Source organism: Streptomyces sp. NBC_00104, from assembly GCF_045160825.1.
In the GTDB taxonomy this organism is placed as follows: Bacteria; Actinomycetota; Actinomycetes; order Streptomycetales; family Streptomycetaceae; genus Streptomyces.
Genome location: NZ_CP108215.1, coordinates 8,494,648 through 8,517,515, shown reverse-complemented (window position 1 = coordinate 8,517,515; position 22,868 = coordinate 8,494,648). Strand labels below are relative to the sequence as shown.

Annotated in this window: 20 protein-coding genes and 1 pseudogene; 15 read left to right on the top strand and 6 right to left on the bottom strand. The window is 70.6% G+C overall.

The window, feature by feature from the left end; genetic code table 11:
* The first annotated feature begins 57 nt into the window (after positions 1-57).
* From OG272_RS37355 to OG272_RS37340, 4 genes are all read left to right on the top strand, one after another.
* Positions 58-573: a cobalamin-dependent protein gene (locus OG272_RS37355; protein ID WP_326575793.1), complete on the top strand. Its 516-nt coding sequence runs from the start codon at positions 58-60 to the stop codon at positions 571-573.
* Positions 570-1,901 carry a methylaspartate mutase gene (locus tag OG272_RS37350; RefSeq protein WP_405895562.1) on the top strand — a complete coding sequence of 444 codons (1,332 nt, stop codon included), beginning with the start codon at positions 570-572 and terminating at the stop codon, positions 1,899-1,901. The genes OG272_RS37355 and OG272_RS37350 overlap by 4 nt, the downstream gene beginning before the upstream one ends.
* Before the next feature lie 83 nt (positions 1,902-1,984).
* Positions 1,985-4,006, top strand: a complete 2,022-nt coding sequence (locus OG272_RS37345) for an FAD/NAD(P)-binding protein (RefSeq protein WP_327727389.1) — start codon at positions 1,985-1,987, stop codon at positions 4,004-4,006.
* Positions 4,003-5,706 carry an AMP-binding protein gene (locus OG272_RS37340; protein WP_405895561.1) on the top strand — a complete coding sequence of 568 codons (1,704 nt, stop codon included), beginning with the start codon at positions 4,003-4,005 and terminating at the stop codon, positions 5,704-5,706. Before OG272_RS37345 ends, OG272_RS37340 begins: the two co-directional genes overlap by 4 nt.
* Positions 5,707-5,880: 174 nt before the next feature.
* Here the strand turns inward: OG272_RS37340 and OG272_RS37335 are convergent, their stop codons facing one another.
* Positions 5,881-6,456, bottom strand: coding sequence for a CGNR zinc finger domain-containing protein (locus tag OG272_RS37335; protein WP_405895560.1), 576 nt, complete (start codon positions 6,454-6,456; stop codon positions 5,881-5,883).
* A gap of 159 nt (positions 6,457-6,615) precedes the next feature.
* Between OG272_RS37335 and OG272_RS37330 the strand changes: the two genes are divergently transcribed.
* The 6 genes and pseudogenes from OG272_RS37330 (at position 6,616) to OG272_RS37305 (ending at position 11,177) form a co-directional block, all read left to right on the top strand.
* A complete protein-coding gene (locus OG272_RS37330; protein WP_326575803.1) occupies positions 6,616-7,071 on the top strand; it encodes a VOC family protein in 456 nt (151 codons plus the stop codon).
* A gap of 104 nt (positions 7,072-7,175) precedes the next feature.
* Positions 7,176-8,108, top strand: a complete 933-nt coding sequence (locus OG272_RS37325; RefSeq protein ID WP_405895559.1) for a pyridoxamine 5'-phosphate oxidase family protein — start codon at positions 7,176-7,178, stop codon at positions 8,106-8,108.
* A gap of 58 nt (positions 8,109-8,166) precedes the next feature.
* A complete protein-coding gene (locus OG272_RS37320; RefSeq protein ID WP_326575807.1) occupies positions 8,167-8,364 on the top strand; it encodes a ferredoxin in 198 nt (65 codons plus the stop codon).
* Complete coding sequence (locus tag OG272_RS37315; protein WP_405895558.1) at positions 8,361-9,587, top strand: NAD(P)/FAD-dependent oxidoreductase; 1,227 nt, start codon at positions 8,361-8,363, stop codon at positions 9,585-9,587. The genes OG272_RS37320 and OG272_RS37315 overlap by 4 nt, the downstream gene beginning before the upstream one ends.
* A 211-nt stretch (positions 9,588-9,798) precedes the next feature.
* Positions 9,799-9,990: pseudogene (locus OG272_RS37310) on the top strand (integrase core domain-containing protein); the annotation flags it as partial.
* Between the two features lie 101 nt (positions 9,991-10,091).
* Positions 10,092-11,177 carry an IS630 family transposase gene (locus tag OG272_RS37305; protein ID WP_327727393.1) on the top strand — a complete coding sequence of 362 codons (1,086 nt, stop codon included), beginning with the start codon at positions 10,092-10,094 and terminating at the stop codon, positions 11,175-11,177.
* Here OG272_RS37305 and hemE read toward each other — a convergent pair.
* Positions 11,174-12,241 carry a uroporphyrinogen decarboxylase gene (gene hemE / locus OG272_RS37300; protein WP_326575811.1) on the bottom strand — a complete coding sequence of 356 codons (1,068 nt, stop codon included), beginning with the start codon at positions 12,239-12,241 and terminating at the stop codon, positions 11,174-11,176. The genes OG272_RS37305 and hemE overlap by 4 nt on opposite strands.
* Before the next feature lie 216 nt (positions 12,242-12,457).
* Here hemE and OG272_RS37295 point away from each other — a divergent pair, with 216 nt between their 5' ends.
* The 3 genes from OG272_RS37295 (at position 12,458) to OG272_RS37285 (ending at position 15,606) form a co-directional block, all read left to right on the top strand.
* The gene (locus OG272_RS37295; protein WP_405896115.1) at positions 12,458-13,087 is read left to right on the top strand and encodes a DUF3000 domain-containing protein; all 630 of its coding nucleotides are present in this window, start codon (positions 12,458-12,460) and stop codon (positions 13,085-13,087) included.
* A gap of 381 nt (positions 13,088-13,468) precedes the next feature.
* Positions 13,469-14,128, top strand: coding sequence for a response regulator transcription factor (locus OG272_RS37290; RefSeq protein WP_033529424.1), 660 nt, complete (start codon positions 13,469-13,471; stop codon positions 14,126-14,128).
* A 176-nt stretch (positions 14,129-14,304) separates the two neighbouring features.
* Entirely contained in the window at positions 14,305-15,606 is a 1,302-nt protein-coding gene (locus tag OG272_RS37285; RefSeq protein WP_327727395.1) for a ribonuclease D, read from the top strand.
* A 30-nt stretch (positions 15,607-15,636) separates the two neighbouring features.
* Here the strand turns inward: OG272_RS37285 and OG272_RS37280 are convergent, their stop codons facing one another.
* The 3 genes from OG272_RS37280 to OG272_RS37270 are packed head-to-tail and all read right to left on the bottom strand — an operon-like array spanning position 15,637 to position 18,778.
* Positions 15,637-16,494 (bottom strand): carbohydrate ABC transporter permease, encoded by an 858-nt coding sequence (locus OG272_RS37280; RefSeq protein WP_326575824.1) that lies wholly within the window; start codon positions 16,492-16,494, stop codon positions 15,637-15,639.
* A complete protein-coding gene (locus OG272_RS37275; protein WP_405895557.1) occupies positions 16,491-17,462 on the bottom strand; it encodes a carbohydrate ABC transporter permease in 972 nt (323 codons plus the stop codon). Before OG272_RS37275 ends, OG272_RS37280 begins: the two co-directional genes overlap by 4 nt.
* Positions 17,462-18,778, bottom strand: coding sequence for an ABC transporter substrate-binding protein (locus OG272_RS37270; RefSeq protein ID WP_405895556.1), 1,317 nt, complete (start codon positions 18,776-18,778; stop codon positions 17,462-17,464). The genes OG272_RS37275 and OG272_RS37270 overlap by 1 nt, the downstream gene beginning before the upstream one ends.
* A gap of 530 nt (positions 18,779-19,308) precedes the next feature.
* Between OG272_RS37270 and OG272_RS37265 the strand changes: the two genes are divergently transcribed.
* Positions 19,309-20,535, top strand: a complete 1,227-nt coding sequence (locus tag OG272_RS37265) for an acetyl-CoA C-acyltransferase (protein ID WP_326575830.1) — start codon at positions 19,309-19,311, stop codon at positions 20,533-20,535.
* Entirely contained in the window at positions 20,532-22,658 is a 2,127-nt protein-coding gene (locus OG272_RS37260) for a 3-hydroxyacyl-CoA dehydrogenase NAD-binding domain-containing protein (protein WP_327727396.1), read from the top strand. The genes OG272_RS37265 and OG272_RS37260 overlap by 4 nt, the downstream gene beginning before the upstream one ends.
* 46 nt (positions 22,659-22,704) lie before the next feature.
* Here the strand turns inward: OG272_RS37260 and OG272_RS37255 are convergent, their stop codons facing one another.
* Positions 22,705-22,857, bottom strand: coding sequence for a hypothetical protein (locus OG272_RS37255; RefSeq protein WP_327727397.1), 153 nt, complete (start codon positions 22,855-22,857; stop codon positions 22,705-22,707).
* Positions 22,858-22,868 lie beyond the last annotated feature (11 nt).

Genomic DNA, 22,868 nt, shown 5'->3' with positions numbered 1-22,868 from the left:
GCACCCGCCATCCGCCATCCGCGGACCCGCTATTCCGCCAGTCGAAAGAGCCGTTCCTTGTCTTCGTACAGCGTCCAGTCCGTCCGCGCCGACCGGCCGGAAGCACCGGAACCCCTTGCCCATACCTCCGTCGAGCGCGGCGGCCACCACGTGCTCGTCTCCAGCGTCTCCTCGGACTCCCACACCTGGAACCTCGTCTTCCTTCAGCTCCTCCTCGAAGAGATGGGGCACGAGGTGACCAACATCGGCTCGTGCGTCCCCGACGACCTGCTCATCGAGGAATGCCGGCGTCTCAGGCCGGAGCTGGTCGTCATCAGCAGCGTCAACGGACACGGCGCGCTCGACGGCGCCCGAGCGGTCCGCCGCCTGCGCGACGAACCGGACCTGCGCGATCTGCGGATCGTCATCGGCGGCAAGCTGGGGGTGCGCGGCGCCGAAGCGGGCACCTACGGGCCGGAGTTGATGTCCGCCGGGTTCGACGCCGTCTTCGAGGACGCGGCCGGAGTCGCCGAGTTCCGCCGCTATCTCACCCAGGCCCCCCGGCAGGCACTCACCGCTGTGGGGGCGCGGTGACCGGCTCCCACCCCGTCCCGGCCCGGAGTCGCGACGTCACGCACCCCGACGGTGGGCCGGGCGTGTTCTCGTCGGCGGTCGCCGCCGCCCGCCGGGCCGGGGAACTGGTCGTGCAGCCCCGGATGGGCTTCGCCGACCTGCCGCGCATGCGCGCGGGACTGCGCGCCGTCAAGCAGGCCCGCGCCCGCGCGGTGGGCACCCTCACGATCGACAGCTACACCCGTGTCGGGGACATCGCGTCAGCCCGCCACGCGCTCGCCGAGGGCACCGACCTCAACGGCTACCCCATCGTCGCCCACGGCGCCGACACCACCCGCGACCTCGTGTCGGGCCTCTCAGGCGACGGATTCGCCGTCCAGGTACGGCACGGCTCGGCCGATCCGCTCCACATCGTCCGCGCCCTCCTGGACGCCGGACTCGATGCCACCGAGGGCGGGCCGGTCTCGTACTGCCTGCCCTACAGCAGAACCCCGATCCGTGAGTCGGTGGACGCCTGGGCGCGCAGCTGCGAACTGCTGGCGTCGCGACCGGGCACGCACCTGGAGAGCTTCGGCGGCTGCATGCTCGGCCAGCTCTGCCCGCCGGGTCTGCTCATCGCGTTGTCCGTACTGGAAGGGATCTTCTTCCGGCAGCACGGGCTGCGCAGCATCTCCCTCAGCTACGCCCAGCAGACCCACCACGACCAGGACGTCGAGGCACTGCTGGCCCTGCGCACCCTGGCCGGGGAGCACCTGGCCGGCCTCGACTGGCACGTCGTGCTCTACACGTACATGGGTGTGTTCCCGCGCACCACCGAGGGCGCCCTCGCGCTGCTGCGGGACAGCGCCCGGCTGGCCGCACTCACCGGCACCGAGCGCCTGATCGTCAAGACGCCGGCCGAGGCGCACCGGATCCCCACCATCCAGGACAACGTCCACGCGTTGGAGGAGGCCGCGCTGGCCGCCGCCGCGGAGCGGGGGCGCACGCCGGACGCCGGGGACGAGTACGGCGTGCTCGCCGAGGCGCGGTCCCTCGTCGAGGCGGTCCTGGAGATCCACCCCGACACGGGCCGCGCCCTGACGGAGGCGTTCCGCCGCGGCATCCTCGACGTTCCGTACTGTCTGCACGCCGACAACGCCCAGCGCTCACGCAGCTACATCGACGCGCGCGGCAGCCTCCAGTGGTACACGACCGGCTCCATGCCGATCCGCGCGCTGCCTGCGCCGGGGCGTGAGCGCCTACGCGCCGACGACCTGCTCGGCATGCTCTCGCACATCCAGGAGTCCTTCGACCGGGCCGCGGCGGTCCACGGCGGCGAGCACGGCGACAGCGCCGCCCTGCCCGTGTGACCGATCCGCCCGGTTACCCGTGCGGCTCCGGTGCCGTGCGGCTTCCTTTTCGCGCGTTCCTCCTCACCACCAAGGAATTCCCTGTGTCCGGATACTCATCCGATACGCGCCCACTGATCATCGCCGTCGTCGGCAGCGGCCCCCGGGGCATCTCCGTCCTGGAGCGGCTCGCCGTCCGTGCCACGGCCGAGGCCGAACGGGCCGCCCACGGCACCACGCCCCGTCCCGTGCGGATCCACCTCGTCGACGCGACCGAGGTCGGCGCCGGCCGGGTGTGGCGCACGGACCAGGACCCCTGGTTCACCATGAACACCGTCATCAGCCAAGTGACCATGTACTCCGGTGCCCCGGACGGCGGCCCCCACCGCCCGGGCGCCGGCCCCTCCCTAGGCGAGTGGATCGCACAGCGCGCCGAGGCGGGAGAGGAACCGCTGGGACCGGACGACTACGCGCCCCGCGTCCGCTACGGGCAGTACCTCGCCGATGTCCACCAGAGCATCGTGGACAACCTGCCCCCGCATGTGGAGGTCGTCCCCGTCACCGGCCGGGTGACCGCGCTGCGCACCGGCGCGGACAGCGGCTATCTGCTCAGCCTCGACACGGCTCCGCATCTGCTGGAGGCCGACCGGGTCGTGCTCGCCACCGGGCACCCCGTCAACTCCCCGGACGACTTCGAGCGAAAGATGCTGGCCTTCACGGGACGCACGCCCGGCACGCACTATCTGTGCGGCGACTCGGCGGCCGACATGCCGCTGGGCGAGGACACGATCCCGGCCGGCGGCACCGTGGGCATCCGTGGTCTCGGGCTGTCCTTCTACGACGTGATGCTGTCGCTGACCGTCGGCCGCGGTGGCGAGTTCGACACCGGCGAGGACGGGGAGCTGGTGTACCGGGCGAGCGGCCGGGAGCCGAGGATCGTCGCCGGTTCGCGCAGCGGGCTGCCCATCCCGGCGCGCGGGCGCAACCAGAAGCGGCCGGACTTCAGCCACAAGGCGCTGTTCCTCACCGCGGACGCGCTGCGCGCGGCCCGCGCCGCCCGCCTCAAGGAGTCCGGCGGCGACCAGCTGGACTTCGCCGCGGACGTGCTGCCGCTGCTGCTCCAGGAGGTCGAGCACGTCTACTACGTCACGCACGTCCGGATCTCCCGCGGCCGGACGGCGGCGGAGGTGTTCGCCGATGCTCACGCCGCCGCGCTGCGCGCCGGACAGGAGCGGGGCCCCCTGCTGTCGGCCATGGGCCTCGACGGCGTACCGCCGATCGATCTCGACGCCCTGGCCCGGCCCTTCGGCGAGACGCGGTTCGCCTCCGGCGAGGAGTTCCGCGAGCGGCTGCTGAAGGTGGTGGACGAGGATCTGGCGGCTGCCGCGCTCGGCACCCTGGACGGGCCGTTGAAGTCCGCGCTGGACGTCCTGCGTGACATCCGCAACGTCGTTCGGGAGGCGGTCGACTACGGCGGTCTGCTTCCCGAGTCGCACACGGGCTTCTTCCACCGCCGGTTCCTGCCCGTCAACGCCCTGCTGTCCGCCGGTCCCCCGATGTCCCGCGTCGAGCAGCTGCGGGCGCTGATCCGCCAGGGGCTGGTGGAGGTGGCCGGCCCCGGGACCGACTTCGGGACCGATGAGCGGGCCGGTGGCTTCAGGGTCGTCTCACCGCAGGTGGCGGGCTCGGCCCGACTGGTGCACACCCTGATCGACGCCCGTATCCCGACACCCGACCTGCGCCGTGACACCTCACCCCTGACACAGCAGCTCGTCGCGGAGGGCATGGTCCGCCCGTACGTGATCGACGGGCCGGGCGGCAGTCGTCATGTCACCGGGGGCATGGATGTCACCGTCAGCCCGTTCCACGTCGTGAACGCGGAGGGCAGGGCGCAGCCCGATCTGTACGCCATCGGTATCCCGACCGAGCACACCCGCTGGTTCACCCAGGTCGGCAGCAGCCGCCCGGGAGTGTCCACGCTCTTCTACCGGGACGCCGACGCCATCGCGGTGGACGCCCTGCGCCCGGTCGAGCAGCCACGCCCCGCGGCCGAGCCGGTGATCATCCCGCATCAGTCGGGCAGCGGCTCCGGCGTGGTCGGCGCCCGCAGGGGGGACTCGGCATGAGGGCGCTGTCGCCCGCGGAGGAGTTCCTGGCGGCCAGGGACCTCCTGCTGCTGCACCGTAGCGACCGGGCCAAGGCCGTCGCGGAGTTCCGATGGCCTCGTCCGGCCGAGTTCAACTGGGCTCTCGACTGGTTCGACAGCGTCGCCGCACGGCAGGACCGCGCCGCGCTGCGGATCGTCGGTTCCGGCGGCCCCGAGACCGACCGACTGATCGGGTACGGGGAACTGGCCCGGCGCTCCGGGCAGGTGGCGAACTGGCTGCGGTCGATCGGGGTACGGCGCGGTGACCCACTGCTGCTGATGCTCGGCAACCGTGAGGAGGTGTGGGAGACGATGCTCGCCGCCATCAAGCTCGGCGTGATCGTCATCCCCACCTACACCACCGCGACCCCGCAGGAGCTGACCGACCGGCTGCTGCGCGGCGGCGTGCGGTACGTCGTCGCCGAGTCCGAGCTGGCGGACCGTTTCGCGGGAGCCCCCGGCGGCTGGACCGGTATCGGTGTCGGCGGCGGCGACCTGGCCGGGGGCTGGCTGCGGTACGAGGACTCGGCCGGCGCGGCCGTGGGCTTCGCCCCCGGCGGGCCCACGCGCGCGGACGATCCGCTGTTCCGCTACTTCACCTCGGGTACGACGTCGAAGCCCAAGATGGTGGAGCACACGCACGTCAGCTATCCGGTCGGGCATCTCTCCGGCATGTACTGGAACGGGGTCCGGCCCGGCGACGTGCATCTCAACATCTCCGCTCCCGGCTGGGCCAAGCATGCCTGGAGCTCGCTGTTCGTGCCGTGGAACGCGGAGGCGACCGTCGTCGCGCTGGACGCCGCGCGCAGCACGCCCGCCGAGATCCTGGGCATCCTGCGGAGCCGGCGGATCTCGACGTTCTGCGCGCCGCCGACGGTGTGGCGCGGCATGGCGGCCGAGGGCCTGGGGCCCCGGCCGCCCGCCCTGCGGGAGGCCGTGGCGGCCGGTGAACCTTTGGAGCCGTCGCTGATCGAACTGGTCGAGCGGGAGTGGGGAATCGGCCTGCGGGACGGCTACGGGCAGACGGAGACCACCGGTCAGATCGGCAATCCCCCGGGGTGTCCGCCCGCGCCCGGGAGCATGGGCTTCCCGCTGCCCGGCTACACGGTCGTGCTGCTCGACCCGGAGACCGGGCAGGAGGTCCCGGACGGTCGGCCGGGTGAGATCTGTCTGGACCTGACGGACCGCCCGGTGGGTCTGATGCGGGGTTATGTGGGAGACGAGGCCCGTACGGACAAGGCGTTCGCCGACGGCTACTACCACACGGGGGATCTCGCGCTGCGCACCCCGGACGGCGCGCTCACCTATCTGGCGCGCGCCGACGACATGTTCAAGGCGTTCGACCACCGGATCTCCCCGCGTGAGCTGGAGGAGGTGCTGCTGCGCCACCCGGCGGTGGCCGACGCGGCCGTGGTGCCGGTGCCCGATCCCGTGGGCCTGTGGGCGCCCAAGGCCTATGTGGTCGCCGTGGCGGACCACCCTGTCGGAGCCGGTACGGCACACGGGATTCTGGAGCGGGTGCGGGCGGAGCTGCCGCCCGAGAAGTGGGTGCGGGTGATCGAGTTCGTGCCATTCCTGCCGCGCACCACCTCGGGGAAGATCCGCCGCGCCGAGCTGAGGGAGCGGGCGGCGGGCGGCGTCGAGTACCGCATCGACGTGCCGGAGACCCACGGAGACTGACCGCGTACCTCTCGTGCCGCGGCCGGTCGGACACCCGCCAGGGGACCGTGCGCGAGGGGACCGTACGCAAGGGGACCGTACGCAAGGCCCGGCCTCGGATGTTCACGAGGTCCGGGCCCCTTGGCGTACCCACACAGGCCGGCGCCACTGCGTCGCGGGCCCGATGCGCTCCGCTCAGAGAGGGCTGTGGCGGGCGTAGTGGCGGCGCGCCTTGGCACGGTTGCCGCAGCCCGCCATCGAGCACCAGCGCCGGGTCCCGTTCTTCGAGACGTCGTAGAAGTGCAGCACGCAGGCGTCGTTGGCGCAGGGCCGTATCCGGTCGGGGCGGTCGGCGAGCAGCCGCAGGAAGTCCTCGGCCGCCGACCAGGCCGGCAGCCAGGACGGCGCCTCCACCTCGACCACGGTGTCCGGTCGGCCGTCGGGGCGCAGCAGGTGGCGGACCAGGCCGTGCGCCAGGACGTCGTTGAGGGCGGTCACGGCGGCCGGCGTCGGACGGTCCGGGTCGGTGACGGCCTGGTCCAGGGCGGCGCGCGCCCGTAGGAGCCGGTCCAGCGTGCTCTCGTCGGCCGGTACGGGACGGTCGCCGAGGCTCTGGCGGACCGGTGGGCTGCCCAGCCACACCGCCAGGCCCGCGACGGAGTCGAGCAGGTCGTGGCGCCCCTCGGCGTCGATCCACCGGGTGTTGAGCAGGTCGATGGAAAGGGGCTCACCGGTCAGCGGCCGGGGGTCGGCCTCGATGGGTGACGACACAGGCCAGGTCCTTCCTGCGGGGCGGAGACGGGTATCACCCCACCAACGATAACCGGTCATTCCTTGATCACCGGTTGACGATCCTCGACCCTAACCACTAACTTCGTTTTCACCGGTTACGAGGAACGCCTCGTGGCCCCTACAGAAGGCAGATCGACGATGAGCAAGGCACCCAACCTGCAGACCGGTCACGTCGGACTGAACGTCACCGACATGGACCGCTCGCTGCCGTTCTACCGCGAGGTCTTCGACTTCGACGTGCTGGCCGAGGGCAAGGACGAGGGCCGCCGCTGGGCCTTCCTCGGCCGCGACTCCCGCCTGCTCGTCACCCTCTGGCAGCAGAGCGACACCCCCTTCGCCGCGGACCGGGCCGGCCTGCATCACCTCTCCTTCCAGGTCGACACCATCGAAGAGGTCAGGGCCACCGAAGAGGTGCTGCGCGGCCTGGGCGCCGAGTTCAGCTACGACGGCGTCGTGCCGCACGGCGAGAGCGCCACCTCCGGCGGCATCTTCTTCACCGACCCCGACGGCATCCGCCTGGAGATCTACGCCCCCACCGGAGCCGACCCGGCCGACGCTCCCACCACCGGCGCGCCGACCTGCGGCTTCTTCTAGGAAGCGGTCGCACCCCCTCGGTCACTCCCCCTTCGGTCACTCCCCCTTCGGTCGCTCCCCCCTTCGGTCACTTCCCCCTGTCGGACCCCTCGGAAAGGAATGCCGTGGCTACCTATCACAGCGGTGAACTCGCGGTGCAGCAGCGTGCGGCCCTCACCGACCAGGCACGCTTCTCCCTCGGCGGCATCGGCGACTCCGTCCCCGCCGTCGCGGCGGCATTCCTCGCCGAGCAGCCGATGATCGTCGTGGGGAGCACCGATCGCGCAGGCCGGATCTGGGCCACCCAGCTGACGGGGGCACCCGGGTTCCTCCGGGTGCCCGACCCCCGCACCCTCGTCATCGACGCGCTCCCGCTCCCCGAGGACCCGCTGTCGGCGGTCATGGTGCAGGCCGGGGCCGAAGGTCCGGCCAGGATCGGGATGATCGCCATCGAGCCCGCCACCCGGCGCCGGATGCGGATGAACGGCACGGCCGTCCGGGACGGGGGCGGCCTGCGCGTCGACCTCGACCAGGTCATCGCCAACTGCCCCAAGTACATACAGAAGCGCGACCACCACACCCTGCCGCCGAGCGAGGAGGCGAGGGCGGCCGGAGCCCGTACCGTCACCGACGGCACGGAACTCAGCGCCGCCCAGCACCGGGCGGTGAGCACCGCGGACACCTTCTTCATCGCCACCGCCTCCGACCGGGGCGACGCGGACGCCTCGCACCGCGGCGGGAACCCCGGCTTCGTACGGGTTCTCTCCCCGACGCTGCTGCGCTGGCCCGACTACGTGGGGAACGCCATGTTCCTCACGCTCGGCAACCTGATGCTCAACCCGGCCGCGGGCCTCGTCGTCCCCGACTGGGAGACGGGTTCCACGCTCCAACTGACCGGCACCACCCGCATCGTGTGGGACGCCGAGGAGATCGCGCGGGTCCCCGGCGCGCAGCGCCTGGTGGAGTTCTCCGTCGAGGCCGTACGGGAGATCTCCGCGGCCTCGCCCCTGCGCTGGACGGCGCCCGGCTACTCCCGCTTCAACCCGCCGGTGGCCTGAGCGGCACCGGCCCCCTCCACTCGACCCACTCGACCTTGCACCAGCAACGGAGCCAGACATGCAGATCACCGTGGACATGAGCCTCTGTGAGAGCCACGGGCAGTGCGTCTTCGCGGCGCCCGAGATCTTCTCCTTCGACGACGAGGACTACCTCGTGTACGACGCCGGTCCGTCCGAGGCCCTGCGCGACAAGGCCGAGAAGGCCGCCGCGGTCTGCCCGGTGCGAGCCGTCACCGTCGGTCCGGCCGCCTCGTGAGCCGCACCGACCCCCGCGACCTGCTGATCGTGGGTGCCTCCCTGGCCGGCCTGCGGACCGCCGAGGCCCTGCGCGCCCAGGGCTTCCCCGGGACGCTGACCATCGTCGGCGACGAACCTCACCACCCCTACGACCGTCCGCCCCTGTCGAAGCAGGTGCTGACCTCCGACGGGCGGCCCCCCGGCACCGCACTGCCGTCGTCCGGGGACCTCGATGCCCGCTGGCTCCTCGGCCGGCCGGCGGTCGGCCTCGATGAGCGCACGAGGACCGTCACCCTGTCCGACGGGTCTCGCCTGCCGTTCGACGGGCTCCTCATCGCGACCGGTTCGACCGCGCGCGGCTGGCCCTCGGACCGACCGGTACCGCCGCGGGGTGTGGTCACCCTCCGCGGCCGGGACGACGCGCTGGCGCTGCGGGCCGAACTCGTGCCGGGGCGTCGGCTCGTCGTCGTCGGGGCGGGTTTCCTCGGCGGCGAGATCGCGGCCGCCGCCCGCGGCCGGGGGCTGCACGTCACTCTGGTCGAGGCGGGCTCCCAGCCGCTGGAACGTGCCATCGGCGCCGCGGGCGGCGCGTACATGGCCGCGCTGCACCGCGAGGCGGGCATCGACCTGCGCACCGGCACCACGGTCACGGACTTCCGCTCGTCCGCCGACGGCCGGATCGCCGGCGTCCGGCTCTCGGACGGCACCGAACTGCCCGCCGACAGTGCCGTGCTCGCCCTCGGAGCGGTCCCCGCGACCGGCTGGCTGGCCGGCTCCGCCCTCGCGGTCGAGGGCGGGGTGCGCTGCGATCCGTATCTGCGCGTCCTGCGCCCCGACGGGACGGTCGTGCCCGATGTGGTCGCCGCCGGAGACGTCGCCAAGGTGCCGCAACCGCTGGCCGACGGTGAGGCGCTGGCGCTGGGCCACTGGACCAACGCCGTGGAACACGCGGCCACCGCCGCGCACACGCTCCTCAACCCGGCGGCACCGCAGCCCTACAGGGGCGTGCCGTCCTTCTGGTCGGACCTGCACGCCGTCAAGATCCGCTCGGTCGGTCTGCCGGCCGCGGCGGACGAGGCCCACGTCGTCGAGTACGACCTCGAAGCCCGCCGCCTCGAAATCGCCTACCACCGGGCGGGCCGACTCGTCGGAGCCCTGACCATCGGCCGGACGAGCCGCCTCGCGGCCTACCGCAACGCGCTGCGGCACCCCCTGGAGGAGCGGCCGCGGACCGCCGCCTGACGAACACCCGCACGGCGGGTCCGTACCCGCTGCTGCCGGAGTACGGACCCGCCGCACGGTCGAGGGCTGCCGGCATCGCGAACGTGCCGTCCCGGTGGGTGAGTGACGACGAACCGCCTTCGGCCCGACGCCGACCAATCGCCGACCTGAGTTCCGAGATCGGCGCGTCCGGGGCCCGGAGGGCCCCGGCCCGGCCGTTGATCCCGGGGGCGGGGCTCCGTCCCGATTCAACCGCACCCTGCTGGACGAGTGGACCTACGCCCGCCCCTACCGCTCAGAAGCCGAACGACGCGAGACGTTTCCCGACTGGCCGCATACCTACAATCACCACCGCGGACACACCGCGCTCAAGGGCCAACCACCCGCCAGCCGCGTCCCCAACCTCCCGGGACAGAACACCTAGTGAGCCGGTCTTGAGGTCTGGTCTCGCCACGTGAGTCGTGTTCCGTTTCAGATCACGGTTCAGCCGGTGACAGTCACTGTGGTCTGCGGTCTGCTGTTGCCATGGGGGACAACAGGCTGGAGCCGCTGGTGTTGTCCGAAGCCGAGCGGCTGACGTTGCAGGGGTGGGCCAAGCGCCGAACTACAGCGCAGGGCCTGGCGAAGCGGGCACGGATCGTGCTCGCGTGTGCCGACGGGCTGAGCAATACCGCGGTGGCCGCCCGGCTGGAGACCGACCGCAAGACGGTGGCCCGGTGGCGGGCCCGGTTCCTGCGTGACCGGCTGGACGGTCTGAGCGACGAGCCGCGCCCGGGGGTGCCACGCACCATCACCGATGCCCAGGTGGAACAAGTGGTGGTGCGCACCTTGGAAGAGGTCCCGGCCGGGGCGACGCACTGGTCGAAGCGTGAGCTGGCCAGGCGGGTGGGGATCTCGCCGTCAAGTGTGCTGCGGATCTGGCGGGCATTCGGGCTACAGCCGTGGCGCACGGAGAACTTCAAGATCTCCCCGGATCCGCTGTTGATCGACAAGATCCGGGACGTGGTGGGCCTGTATCTGGCGCCGCCGGCGAACGCGGTGGTGTTCGCGGTGGACGAGAAGCCGCAGATCCAGGCCCTGGAACGGACAGCGCCTGTGCTGCCGATGGTGCCCGGCACGCCGGAGCGGCGCAGCTTCGACTACGTCCGGCACGGCACCATCGACCTGTTCGCGGCGCTGAACATCGCCACGGGGAAGGTGATCGGGAAGCTGTCCGCACAGCACCGGGCGGTCGACTTCCGCGGCTTCCTCGACGAGATCGACCGCCAGACCGAGCACGGCCTGACGGTCCACGTGATCTGCGACAACCTCTCTGCCCACAAGGCGCCGGCGGTGCACGAGTGGCTGCTCGCGCACCCACGGTTCCATCTGCACTTCACACCCACGTACTCGTCGTGGATCAATCAGGTCGAGCGATGGTTCGCCGAACTGGAGCGGCGCTGCCTCGAACGAGGTGTGTTCTGCTCCCTCGACGAACTCAAGACCGCGCTCGAAGACTGGATCAAGACCTGGAACGAAGACGCCAGGCCGTTCAAGTGGACCAAGACCGCCGACCAGATCATCGACCGGATCTGCCGCTACTGCGACAGGATCTCCGGACCAGCTCACTAGCGCACGGTCCGCGTGTGGACGTACTCCACGAGACGGGTCAGGGCGTCCGGGTCGGTGCTGGGCATGACGCCGTGGCCGAGGTTGAAGATGTGGCCCTCCAGGCCGGTGGCGGTGTCGAGGACCTCGCGGGTCTTGGTCTCGACGGCCTCCGTGCCGGCGAACAGGACGGTCGGGTCGAGGTTGCCCTGGAGCGCCTTGCCGGGGCCGACGCGGCGGGCGGCCTCGTCGAGGGGGACGCGCCAGTCGACGCCGACGACGTCCGCCCCGGCCTCGCCCATGAGGCCCAGCAGCTCGCCGGTGCCGACGCCGAAGTGGATGCGCGGGACGCCGTACGACTCGACGGCCCGGAAGACCTTCGCCGAGGCGGGCAGCACCGAGCGGCGGTAGTCCGCCGGGGCGAGGGCGCCGGCCCAGGAGTCGAAGAGCTGGACGGCCGAGGCGCCCGCCTCGATCTGGACCCTGAGGAACGCGGCCGTGATCTCGGCGAGGCGGTCGAGCAGGTCCGCCCACAGCTCGGGGTCGCCGTACATCATCGCCTTGGCGTTCTCGTACGTGCGGGACGGGCCGCCCTCGACGAGGTAGCTGGCGAGGGTGAAGGGGGCGCCGGCGAAGCCGATGAGGGGGGTCTCGCCGAGCTCGGCGGTGAGCAGCCCGATCGCCTCGGTGACGTAGGAGACGTCCTCGGGGGTCAGGTCGCGCAGCTGGGCGAGGTCGGCGCGGCTGCGGATCGGCTTCTCGACGACCGGGCCGACGCCGGGCTTGATGTCGAGGTCGATACCGATGGCCTTGAGCGGGACGACGATGTCGCTGAAGTAGATCGCCGCGTCCACGTGGTGCCGGCGGACCGGCTGGAGGGTGATCTCCGTGACCAGCTCGGGCCGCATGCACGACTCCAGCATCCCGATGCCCTCGCGCACCTTCAGGTACTCGGGGAGCGAGCGCCCGGCCTGCCGCATGAACCACACCGGTGTGTGCGGCACGGGCTCGCGCCTGCACGCCTTCAGGAAGGCGGAGTTGTACGTGGCGGTCGGCTGGTGGCCCGAGGGGCTGGCGTTGGCACTCACGCAGCAAAGTCTCGCACGCCCGCTTGACAGCGACGGCCCGGGCTGTGGACAACCGGGACCCTGCTTTTTCCGGCCACCGATCCCGGCCGCCGTTCGCTGAGCGCGATGCGACCGTGACCCAGCGCACGGGTGTCTTGCCCTGCGCCGAGGCCCGGTTCCCCTTAATGTTCCGGCATGGCTGCGGCTCAGGGACGACTGTCGGACGGCGCTGGCGGGATGGACGACGCGAAAGAGGGGGAGCGCGATGCTACGGAGACGGCACCGTTGCCGTTCCGCTCCGCCGTCGAAGCGCTGCGGGCCACACGGCCGCGGCCGGAGATCGAGATCGAGTCGACCAAGCCACCACAGCGGCTCGCCCCGTACGCGTACGCCCTGGAGGCCACGGTCGTCGAGGGCGACGAGGATCTGGCCGACGGCCGGCTCGTCCTGCTGCACGACCCGGCGGGCCACGACGCCTGGCAGGGCACCTTCCGGCTGGTGACCCTGGTCCGTGCGGAGCTGGAGCCCGAGATGGCGGCCGATCCGCTGCTGCCGGAGGTGTGCTGGTCGTGGCTGACGGGCGCGCTGCAGTCCCGGGGGCTGTCGTACGGGGAGCCGAGCGGGACGGTGACGCGAGCGAGCTCGCACTACTTCGGCGGGCTGGCGACGCGGCCGGCCGCGTCGCAGATCGAGATCCGGGCGTCCTGGACCCCGCGCGAGGTCCTGGGCGGCGTCCCCGACACCGCCGCGCATCTCGCCTCGTGGTGCGATCTGCTCGCCCAGATCGCGGGGCTGCCTCCGGGGGCCGACCCCGGGGACGCGGCGGTGGTGACGCTGCCGCAGCGGCGGGGGCCGCAGTCCCGCTGAACGCTTCGTAGCACCTCGCAGCATCTCGCAACACCTCGTAGCACCTCGTAGCACCTCGTAGCACCTCGTAGCACTGGAGCAAGGGCCGTACGCCGTGGGGCGTGCGGTCCTTTTTCGCGTCCTCGCCACGCCGATGGAAACCATCCCTTTGTCGATACGGCCACTTTCGGCCTTGTATCGACGCGAAGCGACACCGTTCGGTCTTCGAATGATCGAAGACGTGTCCGAATTGCACGGATTGTTACTCACTAAATCGTGATCATTCTCTAAAGGAGCAGAGGTTTGATGCCGAAGACCTCTGTGACCTTGAAAGCACGGTTCGTCCCGGCTTCGACCCCACGAGCCGACGAACCCGCCCCCGTCCCGTACCCCGGAGGCCTGGTGTCCGTTCTCCTCGAGCAGCCCGCAAGCCTGGTCGCCTACCGTCCGAACAAGCCGACCGCGATGGTGGTGGTGGCGGATCCCCGGGTCCGGTCCACCGTCACCCGTCACCTGTGGGCCCTCGGGGTCCGCGACGTCATCGAGGCCTCGTCGATCGCCGAGGCCCGTCCGCGCGTCGGCAACCCGCGTGACATCTGCGTCGCAGACGTCCACCTGCCGGACGGTTCCGGCCTGACCCTCCTCTCCGAGACCCGCGCGGCGGGGTGGCCCAACGGCCTCGCCCTCTCCGCCGCCGACGACATCGGCGCCGTACGCAACGCCCTCGCGGGCGGTGTGAAGGGATACGTCGTCACCGGCACCCGTACCAACATCGGACTGCCCACCCGCCCGGGTGCCGCCCCCATCGGCTCCGCCGCCCGTATGCACCGCCGTCCCCCGGGCGCCCCGAGCCACCCGGGCGGCTACCGGGAGCTGTCGGGCCGCGAGGTCGAGGTGCTGCGCCTGGTCGCGGAGGGACAGTCGAACAAGGCGATCGGCGTCTCCATGGGCCTGTCCGCGCTCACGGTCAAGAGCCACTTGGCCCGAATCGCACGCAAGCTCGGCACCGGCGACCGCGCCGGGATGGTGGCGGTGGCCCTGCGCACCGGGATCATCCACTGACACGGGGGGAACCGAGACCGGAAGAAGCCGGGATCGTTCATCGATGTCCGACCCATCCTGATTCGACGGAAACATTCACTGACACGTGTGACACATGACTGGTTTACGACCCTGCATGGCCCGTCGGCGGAACGTTCCGTCGGCGGGCCTTGTCCATACACAGATACCCTTGACAGGTGACCGACGCCCAAGAGACCGCAGCAGACAGGACCCTGCGAACCACCGGAGGCGCCCCTCCGGACGACGGCGGATCTTCTGAAGCGGGGGCGCCCGTCCCTTTGCTGGAGCCGCGCGACGGCATTCCGGCCGTGATCGCCGACGAGTCCTCGCTCGCCGCGGTGATCGCCGCCTTCGCCGCGGGCTCCGGCCCCGTCGCCGTCGACGCCGAACGCGCGTCCGGATATCGCTACGGCCAGCGGGCCTATCTGGTGCAGCTGCGCCGTGAGGGCGCGGGCACCGCGCTGATCGATCCGGTCGCCTGCCCCGACCTCTCCGGCCTCGGCGAGGCGCTCTCCGGCGTGGAGTGGGTGCTCCACGCGGCCACCCAGGACCTGCCCTGTCTGCGCGAGATAGACATGGTCCCGACCCGGATCTTCGACACCGAGCTGGCCGGCCGGCTCGCCGGGTTCCCGCGGGTCGGCCTCGGCGCGATGGTCGAGGGCGTCCTCGGCTACGTCCTCGAGAAGGGCCACTCCGCGGTCGACTGGTCCACCCGCCCGCTGCCCGAGCCGTGGCTCCGGTACGCCGCGCTCGACGTGGAGCTCCTCGTGGACCTGCGGGACGCCCTGGAGAAGGAGCTGGACCGGCAGGGGAAGCTGGAGTGGGCGCGGCAGGAGTTCGACGCGATCGCGTCCGCTCCGCCCGCCGAGCCGCGCAAGGATCCCTGGCGGCGTACCTCCGGGATGCACAAGGTGCGGCGTCGGCGGCAGATGGCGGTCGTACGGGAGATGTGGGAGGCGCGGGACCGGATCGCGCAGCGGCGGGACGTCTCGCCGGGCAAGGTGCTGAGCGACGCGGCGATCGTGGAGGCCGCGCTCGCACTGCCGGTGAACGCGCAGGCGCTGGCCGCACTGAACGGGTTCGGGCACCGGATGGGACGGCGCCAGCTGGAGCAGTGGCAGGCCGCGGTGGACCGGGCCAGGGCCTTGCCCGACTCCTCGCTGCCGGCGCACGGGCAGCCGGTGACCGGGCCGCCGCCGCCGAAGGCCTGGGCCGACAAGGACCCCGCCGCCGCGGCCCGGCTGTCCGCCGCTCGGGCCGGGGTGTCCGCGCTGGCCGAGCAGCTCACGATGCCGCAGGAGAATCTGATCACTCCGGACACGGTTCGGCGGCTCTGCTGGGAACCGCCGAAGTCGTGGGACGCGGAGTCGGTCAGTGCGGCGCTCGCGGGGTACGGGGCACGGGCCTGGCAGGTCGAGTTGGTGACGCCGGTGTTGGTGGGGGCGATGTCCGCCACCGCGAAGGCCAGGGAGGCCTGAGCGCCGCAGGGGCGTCCGCGCGTCGGCGGGTTACTTCGTAGCCCCTCTCGTGAAGCCGTTGTAGATGAACCTCTGCAGGGCCAGGAAGACGATCAGGGTCGGCAGGATCACCAGGACCGCTCCTGCCGAGATCGTTTCCCAGTGGGCGCCGAAGGGCCCCTTGAAGCGGAAGAGGGAGGTCGAGATCACGCCGAGGTCGTCGGAGGGCATGTAGAGGAAGGGGATGTAGAAGTCGTTGTAGACGGTGATCCCTTTGACGATGACGACGGTGGCGATCGCGGGTTTGAGGAGCGGGAAAATGATCTTCCGGTAGATCGTGAAGGCGTTGGCTCCGTCCAGGCGGGCGGACTCGTCGAGGGAGATCGGGATCGATCGCACGAACTGCAGGAAGATGTAGATCGAGACGATGTCGGTGCCCATGTAGAGGGCGATCGGGGCCCAGAGGGTGTCGAACATGCCGAAGCTGTCGACGATCTGGAAGGTCGCGACCTGGGTGGTGACGCCGGGGACGAGGGTGGCGACGAGGAAGAGCGCGACGACCAGCTTCCGGAAGCGGAAGGTGAAGCGGTCGATCGCGTAGGCCGCCATCGAGCCGATGAGGACCGTTCCGGAGACGGCGAAGAAGAGGATGAAGGCCGTGTTGCCGAAGGCGACGAGCATCTCGCCGTCACGGAAGGCCGTCGCGTAGTTCTCGAAGTTCAGGAAGCTGTCCGGCAGCGTGAGTGCGCCGCTGTCGTCCGCCATCTGCCGCTCGGTCTTGAGCGAGGTCAGCAGGACCACCAGGAGGGGCAGGAGGACCACGATCGACGCGCCGACCAGGGACAGGTAGGTGAGGGTGCGGGCAACTCGCCTGCGCGTCACCGGGGTTGGAGTCGTCAGTGTCGTCATACGAGGTCCACCCTGTCGTCGGGGACCAGTCGGCGTTGCAGCCACGTCACCGCCAGGATGATCAGCAGCAGGACGACCGCGGCGGCGGACGCGAGGCCCGTCTTGTTGAACTGGAAGGCGAGCTTGACGGTCTGGATCACGAAGGTCTCGGTGCCGGTGGCGCCGCCGGTCATGATGTACGGGATCTCGAAGACCGAGAGGGAGCCGGAGATCGAGAGGATCACGCTCAGGCTCAGGACCGGGCGGATGCCGGGCGCGATGATGTACCGGAACTGGTGCCAGCGGTTGGCCCCGTCCAGTTCGGCCGCCTCGTACAGCTCCCCCGGGATCGACTGGATGGCGCCGAGGAAGAGCACGAAGTTCAGGCCCATGTAGCGCCAGACGGAGACGCCCGCGAGAGAGACGTTCGCGGACGTCGACGTGCCGAGCCAGGCGCGGTCGGACTCGTGGCCGAAGAGGGCGAGGACCGAGTCGAGGGTGCCGCCGTCCTGGAAGAAGTACAGGAAGACGAAGCCGATCGCGACGCCGTTGATCAGGTACGGGAAGAAGAGGAGGCCCTTGAAGAGGTTCCGGAAGCGGACGTTGAAGCTGAGGATCGTCGCGAAGTAGAGGGCGGCGGCTATCTGCACGGCTGACGCGGCGAGGTAGTAGCCGCTGACGAAGAAGACCTGGAACAGCTCGGGGCGGGTGAAGATCTCGATGTAGTTGTCGGCACCGGTGTACTTCAGTTCGGGGCTGACGCCGTCCCAGTCGGTGAAGCTGTACGCCAGCATGTTGGCGACCGGGGCGTAGGTGAAGGCGATCAGCAGGGCCAGCGGGGCGGCCAGGAAGAGCCAGGGGGTGAGCTTCCGCCAGAGGCGCACCTTGCGGGGTGCGCGCCGTGGCGTGGGAGGCGGGGGCGCGGCCGTGGAGGGCCGCGCCGCCTTCTCCGTCGCGTGCGAGGGGGCGGTCGTACGCGTGTGGGGCATCAGGACCCCACGGTCTTCCGGGCCTCGGTCCAGCGCTCGCTGAGGTCGGCGAGGAAGTCGTCCAGTCTGCCGTCCTTGGCGCCGCGGGCGAGGTCGACCAGGTCCTGGCGGTACGCGGGGCCGTAGAGGCCGACCTCGGAGGCGCTGTCGATCTCCTTGACGAGGCCGCCCTTGGCGTCGTCCAGCTCGATGAGCTTCACCCCGGCCTCCTCGTACGGCTTCAGGGCCTCGGGGAGAGGGGCGTCCTTGAGGATCGAGGGCAGCAGGTTGTCGTCCGCGTAGCCGGACTCGGTGGAGAACCAGTCGATCCAGGCGCGGGCCGCCTCCTTGTGGTCGGAGTTGATGTTCACGGCCTGGCTGTAGTCGGGGCTGAGGACCGCGCAGAACGTGCCGTCGACCTGGGCGGGGAACGGCATGAAGCCGATGTCGTCGGGGTTCGTGCCCGCCTTCTCGGCGGCCTGGCGGAACTGCAGGACCGCCCAGGAGCCGAGCCAGGCGGTGGCGATCTCGCCCTTCGCCAGCCGGGGCTTGGAGCCCTCCCAGTTGGTGGTCGTCGGGTCCTTCTCGATCAGGTCCTGCCGCACGATGTCGTGGAGCAGGGTGTCGCCGACGCGCAGGTCCTCGCCCTCCGCCCAGGGGTCGCCCTCGGCGAGCCGTGTGGTGGCCCCGGTGTCGCAGCTGACCGAGCCGGCGACGTAGGTCCAGGACGTGAGCGGCCACTGCGCGGCGAAGTTGGTGTAGTACGGCACCGCGTCCGTCTTCGCCCTGATGGCCTTCAGGGCGGTGAGGAACTCGTCCGGTGTGGTGGGCCAGTCGGTGACGCCGGCCTCGGCCCAGACCTTCTTGTTGTAGACGAAGCCGGGGGTGCCGCCGTTCGTGGTCTGCCCGTAGACCTTGCCGTCGACGGCGGTGAAGTCGGTGAAGCGGTACTTCTCGCTCAGCTCCTTCTCGGTGCCGAGCGAGGCGAAGAACTTGGGGTAGTCGTTCTTCTTGATGACGGCCGGGATCATCAGGACGTCGCCGTAGTTCTCCGTGTTCATACGGATCTTGACCTCGGCCTCGTAGTCCGTGAGGGCCTCGAACTCCACTTTGACCTTCGGATAGGTCTTGTTGAAGGCGTCCGCGTACTTCTTCATCGTGCCGTCCTGCACGATGTCGGTGCGGTGGGTGAGGACCTTGATGGTTCCGGAGACCTGTGACGGGTCATCAGGAGCCTTGGCGTCGGCGCCCTTCGAACTGCCTCCACCGCCCGTGCAGCCCGAGGCGAGAAGTGCTGCGGCGACCAGTGTTCCGGTGAGCGTCCTTCGGTGGTTCATGTGCACCAGCTCCGTTCGGTACGGACGAGCACGAGTGGGTTGGCTGGTTCGGCACTCTGACAGTCGACACTGAACCGGTAAAGTCGCTATTTCGCCAAGGCTGTCGAAATATTTCGCGATACTGTCGAGGAATCGACTGGACCGGTTTAGGGAGCGCGCACACAGGAGGCCACACCGATCCGCCGACGGCGGGGCCGGCGCGGACGCCGTTCGACGTGATCGCCGGACAGGGGAGGCCGGAGTGTCGCATCCGGCGGCCACGCCCGTGCTGGTTCCCTGGGGATCCACCGCGCCCGCTCCGTGAGCGCCGCACGCCCCCGCGGGTTCGTTCGGGCTGGTCGCGCAGTTCCTCGCACCCTTGAGGCACGCCGATGTAACCGGCGGTAACATGGGGAACCCGTGTGACCTTCGCCGCTCCCCCGCCCAGGGGTGTGCAGCACTGTTACTCGTAAGTAGCATGGGGGCTGAGCGCCCGCTCAGCGGTTGCGTATCGCAGCAGTGCCGTCCCGCACCTCTGGAGGAGAGCCATCGTGCCTCGTACCGTCAAGGACGTCGTCTTCGTCGACGGCGTCCGCACCCCGTTCGGCAAGGCGGGCCCGAAGGGCATCTACCACGAGACCCGCGCCGACGACCTCGTCGTGAAGGCGATCCGGGAGCTGCTGCGCCGCAACCCCGGTCTGGAGCCCGCGAAGATCGACGAGGTCGCCATCGCCGCGACCACGCAGATCGGTGACCAGGGGCTCACCATCGGCCGTACGGCGGGCATCCTCGCCGGTCTGCCGCAGTCGGTGCCCGGTTACTCCATCGACCGCATGTGTGCCGGCGCCCTGACCGCCGTCACCTCGGTCGCCGGTTCCGTCGCCTTCGGCGCGTACGACATCGCCATCGCCGGTGGTGTCGAGCACATGGGCCGCCACCCGATGGGCGAGGGCGTGGACCCGAACCCGCGGTTCGTCAGCGAGAAGCTGGTCGACGAGTCCGCCCTGTTCATGGGCATGACCGCCGAGAACCTGCACGACCGGTACCCGACGATCACCAAGCAGCGCGCCGACGAGTACGCCGTGCGCTCGCAGGAGAAGGCCGCCAAGGCGTACGCCAACGGCAAGATCCAGGCCGACCTGGTGCCGATCTCGGTGCGCCGCACCAACGCCGAGGCCGGCGAGACGGGCTGGGGCCTGGTCACCGCCGACGAGCCGATGCGGCCGGGGACGACCCTGGAGAACCTGTCGGGCCTCAAGACCCCGTTCCGCGTGCACGGGCGGGTCACCGCCGGTAACGCGGCCGGTCTGAACGACGGCGCGACCGCCTCGCTCATCGCCTCCGAGGACTTCGCCCGCGAGAACGACCTCCCGGTCAAGATGCGTCTCGTCTCGTACTCCTTCGCGGGTGTCGAGCCGGAGGTCATGGGCTACGGCCCGATCCCGGCGACGGAGAAGGCGCTCGCCCAGGCGGGGCTGTCCATCGACGACATCGGCCTGTTCGAGATCAACGAGGCCTTCGCCGTGCAGGTCCTGGCCTTCCTGGAGCACTACGGCATCGCCGACGACGACGCGCGCGTCAACCAGTACGGCGGCGCCATCGCCTTCGGTCACCCGCTGGCCTCCTCGGGTGTGCGTCTCATGACGCAGCTGGCCCGTCAGTTCGAGGAGCAGCCGGAGGTCCGTTACGGCCTCACCACCATGTGCGTCGGCTTCGGCATGGGCGCCACGGTCATCTGGGAGAACCCGCACCACAAGGACGCCGGAGGCGACAAGTGAGCACCACCGAACTCCTCAAGGGCGCGGCCGAGCTGTTCCCCGACGAGGTCGTGACGTCCGCGCACGTACGCCACCTCGACCTGCCGTCCGGCGCCGGGCGCTTCGCGCTCATCACGCTCGACAACGGCTTCGACCACACCAAGCCGACCACCTTCGGCCCCGCGTCGCTGGCGAACCTGAACACCGCCCTCGACCAGGTCGAGAAGGAGGCCTCGGCCGGTGAGATCGTCGGTGTCGGTGTCACCGGCAAGCCGTTCATCTTCGCCGTCGGCGCCGACCTCAAGGGCGTCGAGCTGCTGAAGAACCACGACGACGCACTCGCCATCGGCAAGGGCGGCCACGAGGTCTTCAAGCGGCTGTCCGCGCTCGCCGTCCCGACCTTCGCGTACTACAACGGTGCCGCGATGGGCGGTGGCGTCGAGGTCGGTCTGCACTGCGCGTACCGGACCGTCTCCAAGGCCATCCCGGCCTTCTCCCTCCCCGAGGTCTTCCTCGGGCTGGTCCCGGGCTGGGGCGGCTGCGCGCTGCTGCCGAACCTGATCGGTGCCGACAAGGCCGTCTCGGTGATCATCGAGAACAGCCTCAACCAGAACAAGCAGCTCAAGGGCCAGCAGGTCTTCGACCTCGGCATCGCGGACGCGATCTTCGAGGGCGCCGACTTCCTGGAACAGTCGCTGATCTGGACGGCGAACGTCCTCAAGGGCGACGTCACGGTCGAGCGTCCCGTCATCGACCGCGGTGAGGCCTGGGACCAGGCCGTCGCCAAGGGCCGGTTCATCGCGGACGGCAAGGTGCACGGGGCGGCCCCGGCCGCGTACCGCGCGCTGGACATCATCGAGGCCGCGAAGAACGGCGACCTCCAGCAGGGCTTCGACGCCGAGGACGTCGCCCTCGCCGACCTGATCATGGGTGGCGAGCTGCGCTCCGGTATCTACGCCTTCAACCTGGTGCAGAAGCGCGGCAAGCGCCCCGCCGGCGCCCCGGACAAGTCGCTGGCCCGCCCGGTCACCAAGGTCGGTGTCGTCGGCGCCGGTCTGATGGCCTCCCAGCTCGCGCTGCTGTTCCTGCGCCGCCTCGAGGTGCCGGTCGTGCTGACCGACATCGACCAGGAGCGCGTCGACAAGGGTGTGGGCTACGTCCACGCCGAGATCGACAAGCTGCTGCTCAAGGGCCGGATCAACCAGGACAAGGCCAACCGCCTCAAGGCCCTGGTCACCGGTGTGCTGGACAAGGCCGAGGGCTTCTCCGACGCGGACTTCGTCATCGAGGCCGTGTTCGAGGAGATCGGTGTCAAGCAGCAGGTGTTCGCGGAGGTCGAGGCGGTCGCCCCGGCGCACGCGATCCTCGCCACCAACACCTCCTCGCTGTCGGTGACCGAGATGGCGTCGAAGCTGAAGAACCCCGAGCGGGTCGTCGGCTTCCACTTCTTCAACCCGGTCGCGATCCTGCCGCTCCTGGAGATCGTCCGGGGCGAGACCACGGACGACGCCTCCCTCGCCACGGCCTTCGCCGTCGCCAAGAAGCTGAAGAAGACCGCGGTCCTGGTGAAGGACGCCCCGGCGTTCGTCGTGAACCGCATCCTGACCCGCTTCATGGGCGAGATCCAGAACGTCATCGACGAGGGCACGCCGGTCGAGGTCGCCGAGAAGGCGGTCGAGCCGCTGGGTCTGCCGATGTCGCCGCTGGTCCTGCTGGAGCTGGTCGGCCCGGCCATCGGCCTGCACGTCTCGGAGACCCTTAACCGGGCCTTCCCGGACCGCTTCACCGTCTCCCCGAACCTCGCCGCCGTCGTCAAGGCCGGCAAGCGCGGCTTCTACGTCTACGACTCCGGCAAGCCGGAGCTGGACCCCGAGGTCGCCGCGCTCCTCGAGCAGGGCGATGTCGTCCTGTCCGAGGAGCAGGTGCGGGCCCGGGTCCTCGACGCCGTCGCCCAGGAGATCGGGCTCATGCTCGACGAGGGTGTCGTCGCCGAGGCGCAGGACATCGACCTCTGCCTGATCACCGGCGCCGGCTGGCCCTTCCACCTGGGCGGCATCACGCCGTACCTGGACCGCGAGGGCGTCAGCGAGCGCGTCAACGGCAAGAAGTTCCTGGAGACCGGGGTGGCTTCGGTCCCCGCGTAACCACCGGACACGGTCGAGGGCCCCCGCTTCGGCGGGGGCCCTCTTCTCATGCGTCCGCCGCGTCCCCTTCGGCCGCGGCGAGCCGCGCCTTCAGTTCGGCGTTCTCCGCCTCCGGCAGCGCGATGCGCTTGCGGGCGAAGTACAGCTCCATGACGGCGTCGTGGAACTCTGGGATGAGTTGGTCGGGGGTCAGTTGCACGTTCGTCCTCG

What these genes read in the sequence shown, in the direction of transcription:
- OG272_RS37340 (WP_405895561.1), top strand. Translation starts at nt 4,003, where the DNA reads ATGAGGGCGCTGTCGCCCGCGGAGGAGTTCCTGGCGGCCAGGGACCTC.
- OG272_RS37330 (WP_326575803.1), top strand. Translation starts at nt 6,616, where the DNA reads ATGAGCAAGGCACCCAACCTGCAGACCGGTCACGTCGGACTGAACGTC.
- OG272_RS37320 (WP_326575807.1), top strand. Translation starts at nt 8,167, where the DNA reads ATGCAGATCACCGTGGACATGAGCCTCTGTGAGAGCCACGGGCAGTGC.
- OG272_RS37305 (WP_327727393.1), top strand. Translation starts at nt 10,092, where the DNA reads ATGGGGGACAACAGGCTGGAGCCGCTGGTGTTGTCCGAAGCCGAGCGG.
- OG272_RS37295 (WP_405896115.1), top strand. Translation starts at nt 12,458, where the DNA reads ATGGACGACGCGAAAGAGGGGGAGCGCGATGCTACGGAGACGGCACCG.
- OG272_RS37280 (WP_326575824.1), bottom strand. Translation starts at nt 16,494, where the DNA reads ATGACGACACTGACGACTCCAACCCCGGTGACGCGCAGGCGAGTTGCC.
- OG272_RS37275 (WP_405895557.1), bottom strand. Translation starts at nt 17,462, where the DNA reads ATGCCCCACACGCGTACGACCGCCCCCTCGCACGCGACGGAGAAGGCG.
- OG272_RS37270 (WP_405895556.1), bottom strand. Translation starts at nt 18,778, where the DNA reads ATGAACCACCGAAGGACGCTCACCGGAACACTGGTCGCCGCAGCACTT.